We start from the raw sequence: 6,184 nt of genomic DNA, 5'->3' as shown, positions 1-6,184 counted from the left end.
GCATTACGTAGAGCCTTATGGTTTCGCCAGGATTTACCCTGTTGTTACCATTACCGGCTATCTCCGAAATGTACGATGTTCTGTAGGTGACATAGGGGCCTGAAGAGGATGGAATGGCATACACCTTCTGGGGCCAGAGGTTGTGTCCGGTAACGGTGAAGAAGACCGTATCTGGAGTTACAGGAGAAATATCAAGGGTAGCAATTCCATCGCTACCAGTGTACTGAGCGTCAAATAGACTGAGTTCTCCATCTGATGACTTCTGTACTGCCGATACAAGGGCTCCAGATACCGGTAATCCTGTGCTTTGCTCTGTCACCGTGATCTGAACCTGCGAAGGCCCCATTGGAACAACAGCAGGGTAATTAATGGAAAGAGGTTTAGGTTCCGATGTCCAGACGTAAATTGAGGGATCTCCCATCAAGTTATACATCTGGTAGTACCTCTTCGTTCTTCCACCACCGGAATAGTAGCGGTAAAGCTCAAATTTTCCTTCATTTATAGCCCCTTTAACCCAGACATAACCCGAATCAAACCATTCATCAAATACCCTTCTTTGTAGAATATCATCCTCATCCCAGTAGGAAGTTACGGAAGATGCCATAGAGGCAACCCCACCCTTCTGCGGAGCCCTGATCCAGGCTTCGGAAAAACATTCGGCCACTGTGGCATATGAACCAGTCAGGCATGCATAGGTTTGAACAAATACATATTTATCTTCATTAGTTAGATTATTGTAAATATCACTGACACTGTAGCTAAGTCCATTATAGTCTGACCATCCAGTTTCCGAACCATGGCCAGTGTAGGTCACAAGACTTCTACCCTCATTGATGGCACTGGTAATTATAGTGGGCGAATTGGAAGTGTAATAAGCGTATAAGCTGTCTGCAAGCATACCATGTTCTCTTACCAGCTGGATACAATAGTTATTCGTCCCCTCAGCAACTCCGTGATTGTATGAGTCTGCAGAAGCAATAAAGAATGCCTTTTTAGCCCATTCAGTTCCATAAGACCAAAGTACCTGTTCATACCTCACAGTCTTTCTTACAATGTAGCCAAGCTGAGTAATATTTGAAACCGAAAGTCTTCCCAAGTATACATCAGGGAAATATTCCACTTCATCAGTATCCAGATCTTCATACTTCAAATCGTTGGCAGGATTATCAGCCTCACTACTTCTAAAGTAATCTATCCTGTCAACGTCACCAACCAACACTATAAAGGTTGGGGGAACAGGCCAGTTGAGATATGCATTCTGTAAATAGTTTCTAACATTTATAGTATCACCCGCAGGTATGTCACCGGGTATCGTAGCAACCCTAACATCGTAACCTTTATATTTATTCCATTCAATAAGGGGCTGAAGACTATCCACCCACTCCGCCGGTGTAACAATAAGGTAAACTACCGGTAACGCCGGGTTACCTTTAAAGTTAAAAGTGGAATAGTTCAAAATTTTTTTAGAAAGGGAATAGTCGAAGTAAGGTGAATAAAGTCTTTCAAGGTTCCGGTAAGTTTCAGCTAAGTTTCCACCCTTAAATATAACCTCCACCGTTATGCTCGTTACGACTTCGAGTTCATCTTTAAGTGGCGAATATCTAACAGGATAGATATTTAGGGTATAAAGATTGTGTCCTCTTAATAGGCCAGCGTAAGTTGCATCAGCAAACTTCACAGGATAATATTCCGAAGATGAGTATGCCTTTTCATCCATAACCAGCTGTGGTTTTGCACCGGGAATTTTGGGAACTGGCGGAATCGTCGGCTTAACCTTAAATTCAATTCCTCTCTCTTTCAGAGAAATCACTTCTTTCTTAACATCCAAAATCCTGACCTCTACATCGGCACCATAGGGAACTTCGATAAAATTTCTCCAGGCAGGAAGTTCAGGCTTCCCAAGTTCTTGAAAAACGCCAAGATTCTCCGTTTTGAACCTGATGAAATGCCTACCCTCGATCTCTACAATCTCATAGCCTATGTCACCGAAGTTATATGTAACAATTAATCCACTTGCAGTAGAACGGGCAAGGACGGTCCCGGGTTTTTCCATCATACGTCCCTGGACCAGCATCGCACCTATTACTATATTTAATATAAATACCATACACACCCCCTTATATTTCGTAATTTTAAAATACGGAGACAGGACTGTCAAATTAATGAAAAACCTGAAAATTTGTGAACTTCTACGCGTGTTTTTAGATAAAAGTTTATAATAAAAGCATGGAATTAGATAGACTTTCTATCAACAATCGTCACATAACCGTTGTCCTCGGTGATATAACCGAGGAAGAGGTCGATGCCATCGTCAATGCTGCCAACTCCTACTTGAAACATGGAGGGGGTGTGGCAGGCGCTATCGTAAGAAAGGGTGGTAAGGTGATACAGGAAGAAAGCGATAAAATTGGATACTGTCCTGTAGGAAGCGCAGTCTATACCTCTGCTGGGAGTTTAAAGGCAAAATATGTGATTCACGCAGTTGGTCCCCGATGGGGAGAAGAAAAAGAAGATGAAAAACTCAGAAGTGCAGTGTTCAGTGCATTGAAACTTGCGGAGGAGTTGAGATGCGAAAAGGTTTCCCTTCCTGCCATTAGCACTGGGATTTTCGGATTCCCGAAGGATAGAGGAACTAAAATCATCTTAGATACCTGTGTCGATTTCCTTAAAAATCAGGCAAATTATGTAAAGGAAATAAGGCTATGTAATATCGACAGGGAAACCTGCGACTACTTTATAAAACACTTGAGCGAACTCAAAAAAGAGCAGGAGTAAAAAACTGTTTGATTATTTGTAATATTCGTCTTATAATAAATTTCTGACGGGCGATTAGCTCAGCGTTGGTTAGAGCGTCGCGTTGACATCGCGAAGGTCGGAGGTTCGAATCCTCCATCGCCCATTTTTCGTATTTATTCAATTTAAAAGGAGGATCTGGAATGAAAAGAACTTTTCAACCTTCCATTATTCACAGAAAGAGAACGCACGGCTTCAGGAAACGCATGAGTACGCCAGGTGGGAGAAGAGTTCTTGCAAGGCGCAGAGCAAAGGGCAGGAAAAGACTTTCCGTTTGAAAATAAACACTTTAACAAACAGAGAAATTAAAAAACTTGTAAAAGAGGGGAAATGGAAAAAAGGGGATTTCTATACGATATGTTACAGTCCATCCGAAGACCTGAAATTCGCCTTTTCAGTAGCAAAAGAAGTAAAGACAAAAGTTCTTCGGAACCGCATAAAACGATTGTTAAGGGAAGCAATACGCACTGCACCTCTATCAATAAATGGTGGGTATTTCTTAATCATAGGAAATCCACGTTTGCTCAACCTGAAGTTTCAGGATTTACAATCTCAATTAAAGAAAGATTTAGAGGCCTTGGTAGGATCCCAGTCTCAATTATAATCAAAATAATCCGACTCTATCAGAAGTTTATTTCACCCTTTTTACCTCGAAGCTGTAGATTTTATCCAACCTGTAGCCATTACGCAATTGAGGCCTTAGAGAAAAAAGGATTTTTTAAAGGGATTTTATTATCAACTTGGAGGATAATAAGGTGTAACCCCCTTTCTAAGGGCGGTTATGACCCTGTGAGGTAGAAAAATGGATGATGGGGCAAGGTCACAAAACTTTATAATCGCAACTCTTCTTCTCCTCTTGATTCTCATCCTTTGGCAATACCTGTTCTTCAAAAATGCACCCCAGAAAACACAACCAGTGCAGCAACAAAGTGCCACAACAAAAGTTGAAGATACTTTGAAAATCCAACTTGATGAGGAAACAAGTCCCACTGATACCCTTTTTAAAGTAGAAACGCCGCTCTACTCCGCTATTTTTTCTACCGATGGAGGGCTTTTATCTTACAAAATTAAAAAGGTAGGATCTCTCAGCGAAATAGAACTTCTCGAGAATGGAACCGTAGCATGGGGTGAAAAGGATATAAAATACAATATTGATGATTCATTAAATAATTTTGAAATCAAAGATTCATCTCTCACAATTACTTTGATTTCAGAAGATGGTATGATTTCCAAAAAACTTACCTTCCATCCTGATAAGTACCTTTACGACGTGGAACTCTCCGGCACAGCTACTCCGCTTACATACTTAAAGGGTAAACTTAAATTTACCCAAAAAAATATAAAGCAGGAAGCTCCATTTTATTCTTATCTACTGAGGCTAAAAAAAACGGTTAAAATTCCTATTGCAAAGCTAAAAGAGAAAAAGGAATATGACCTTCAGGACGTTACTTGGTTTGGCATCAGAACAAAATACTTTTTTACCGGGATTCTAAATCTCAAAAATCCTGGTAAACTTGCCATTTCAAAGGATGAACTGCTGTTCGTTTCAAACAGAAAGAGTTTTATTGTGTACTTCGGTCCCTTAGATTACAATATCCTCAAAAAGAACCATCCTTCTTTGGCTTCTGCTTTTGACTTTGGCTCTACCTTAATCAAACCTTTCGCCTTCATAATTTATTTCCTCATGCAATTGCTTCACAAATTTTTACCCAATTATGGGCTTGTAATCATTGTATTTGCACTCCTTATGAAAGTTGCCTTCTTCCCCCTTACCAGAAAGCAAATATTGGCTGCCAAACGTATGCAGGAGTTAAAACCCAAACTTGAAACCCTTCAAAAAGTTTATAAAGATAATCCTCAAAAGTTGCAGCAGGAGATGATGGAACTTTATAAGAAATACAATGTAAATCCCTTCTCGGGTTGTCTTACTTTAATTATTCAGATGCCAATCTTTTTTGCACTATACCAAATTCTCACCAATGCCATAAGCCTTAAGGGGGCACCGTTTATCCTATGGATCAAAGACCTATCTGAAAAGGACCCTTACTACGTACTCCCAATACTTATGGGAGTCACATCGATCATACTTTCAAAAATCCAGCAAACAGCCACGGACCCCCAATCAAAAATGTTGATGTATTTGATGCCCGCCTTATTTGTAATAATATTTATCTCTTTGCCGTCAGGCATAGTTTTATACTGGCTAACCTTTAACATTTTGGGAATTTTAGAGGCTTTGCTTATAAAGAGACTGGAGGGTCGTCATGGCACATGAACGTTTTACCGACATCGTTGGAAACACCGTTGAGGAATGCATAGAAAAGGCAGTGAAAGAACTCAACTTGGAGAAAAATACCATTAAGTTCGTTGTTTTAAATGATGGTATTCAGACAAAACCTGCTAAAATCAGGGTTTGTCTGAAGCCAGAAGAAGTTGATTTAATAGAGAGTGTTTTGAAAAAATTTTTCAGCCTCTTGGGCGTAAAAGTGGAGCTGGAAATTATACCAAGAGATAAGAGATATTCCGTTAACGTCAACGCAAAGAATCCTTACTGGCTTATAGGTAAAGATGGACAAATTATTGAACAATTAGAATACCTTTTAAACCTTATTTTGCGTAAGAAAGCATCAAACCTTAGCATCAGGTTGGATATTGCCAATTTTAGAAAGCAAAAAGAAGAAACTCTTAAAAATAAAGCACTGGCCATTGTGACGCGGGTTAGGGAACTGCAAAGGGAGATGAGGTTTGACCCTGTAACTGAAGAGGAGTACAGGGTTTTAAGAGATTTTCTGAAAGACATAAAAGATATTAAATTTTATCCTGTAAAAGAGGAAGAAAAAACTATTTTGGTCATTGCCCCAAGAAAGCAAAATTGAATGATACCATCTGCGCCATTTCAACCCCAACCGGAATAGGAGGGGTTGCAGTAATAAGGGTCTCCGGACCCGAGGCTAAGAAGATAGTTTCCAACATAATACCAGGAGAAAAGAGGGAAAAATTTGTTCCCGGAAAATTTTTTCATACATACATTATAGAACCCGAAACGGGAGAAACTCTGGAAGAGGCAGTAATCCTTTATTATAAGGCTCCCAAATCTTTTACCGGCGAAGACGTAGTTGAAATTACCGTCCATGGTGGTTTATATTCACCTCAGATGGTAATTGACCTTTTAATAAAGTACGGTGCAAGAATTGCTGAGCCCGGAGAATTCACGAAGAGGGCTTTTCTCAATGGAAAAATGGACCTCTTGCAGGTACAGGCACTCCTTGATCTTGTAAAATCCCGATCAGCCCTACAGGTAAAATATGCAATGTCTAAACTGCAGGGTGAACTTTCAAAGAAACTAAAAAACGTTGCTGATTTGCTGTTTAATACCATTAAAGAGGTGGAG

At 40.0% G+C, this 6,184-nt stretch carries 7 protein-coding genes and 1 tRNA gene; 7 read left to right on the top strand and 1 reads right to left on the bottom strand.

The window, feature by feature from the left end:
- Positions 1-2,107: C25 family cysteine peptidase (locus tag QMD82_08350; protein ID MDI6851926.1), on the bottom strand; the 2,107-nt coding region annotated here is incomplete at its 3' end.
- Positions 2,108-2,226: 119 nt separating this feature from the next.
- On the opposite strand from QMD82_08350, the gene QMD82_08345 reads away from it, so the two are divergent.
- From QMD82_08345 to QMD82_08315, 7 genes are all read left to right on the top strand, one after another.
- On the top strand, positions 2,227-2,775 hold the full coding sequence (locus QMD82_08345; protein MDI6851925.1) for a macro domain-containing protein: 549 nt from the start codon (positions 2,227-2,229) through the stop codon (positions 2,773-2,775).
- 48 nt (positions 2,776-2,823) lie between these two features.
- Positions 2,824-2,899: transfer RNA gene (locus QMD82_08340), tRNA-Val, on the top strand.
- A gap of 37 nt (positions 2,900-2,936) precedes the next feature.
- The gene (gene rpmH / locus QMD82_08335) at positions 2,937-3,071 is read left to right on the top strand and encodes a 50S ribosomal protein L34 (protein ID MDI6851924.1); all 135 of its coding nucleotides are present in this window, start codon (positions 2,937-2,939) and stop codon (positions 3,069-3,071) included.
- Between the two features lie 307 nt (positions 3,072-3,378).
- On the top strand, positions 3,379-3,591 hold the full coding sequence (gene yidD / locus QMD82_08330; GenBank protein MDI6851923.1) for a membrane protein insertion efficiency factor YidD: 213 nt from the start codon (positions 3,379-3,381) through the stop codon (positions 3,589-3,591).
- A gap of 4 nt (positions 3,592-3,595) precedes the next feature.
- The gene (gene yidC / locus QMD82_08325) at positions 3,596-5,068 is read left to right on the top strand and encodes a membrane protein insertase YidC (GenBank protein MDI6851922.1); all 1,473 of its coding nucleotides are present in this window, start codon (positions 3,596-3,598) and stop codon (positions 5,066-5,068) included.
- Positions 5,058-5,669 (top strand): KH domain-containing protein, encoded by a 612-nt coding sequence (locus QMD82_08320; protein ID MDI6851921.1) that lies wholly within the window; start codon positions 5,058-5,060, stop codon positions 5,667-5,669. Before yidC ends, QMD82_08320 begins: the two co-directional genes overlap by 11 nt.
- On the top strand, positions 5,666-6,184 hold a 519-nt coding region (locus tag QMD82_08315), incomplete at its 3' end, for a tRNA uridine-5-carboxymethylaminomethyl(34) synthesis GTPase MnmE (GenBank protein MDI6851920.1). The genes QMD82_08320 and QMD82_08315, both read left to right, overlap by 4 nt.

The organism is bacterium (assembly GCA_030019025.1).
In the GTDB taxonomy this organism is placed as follows: domain Bacteria; phylum Hydrothermota; class Hydrothermia; order UBA1063; family UBA1063; genus UBA1063.
This window is presented reverse-complemented; position numbering and strand designations above follow the sequence as displayed.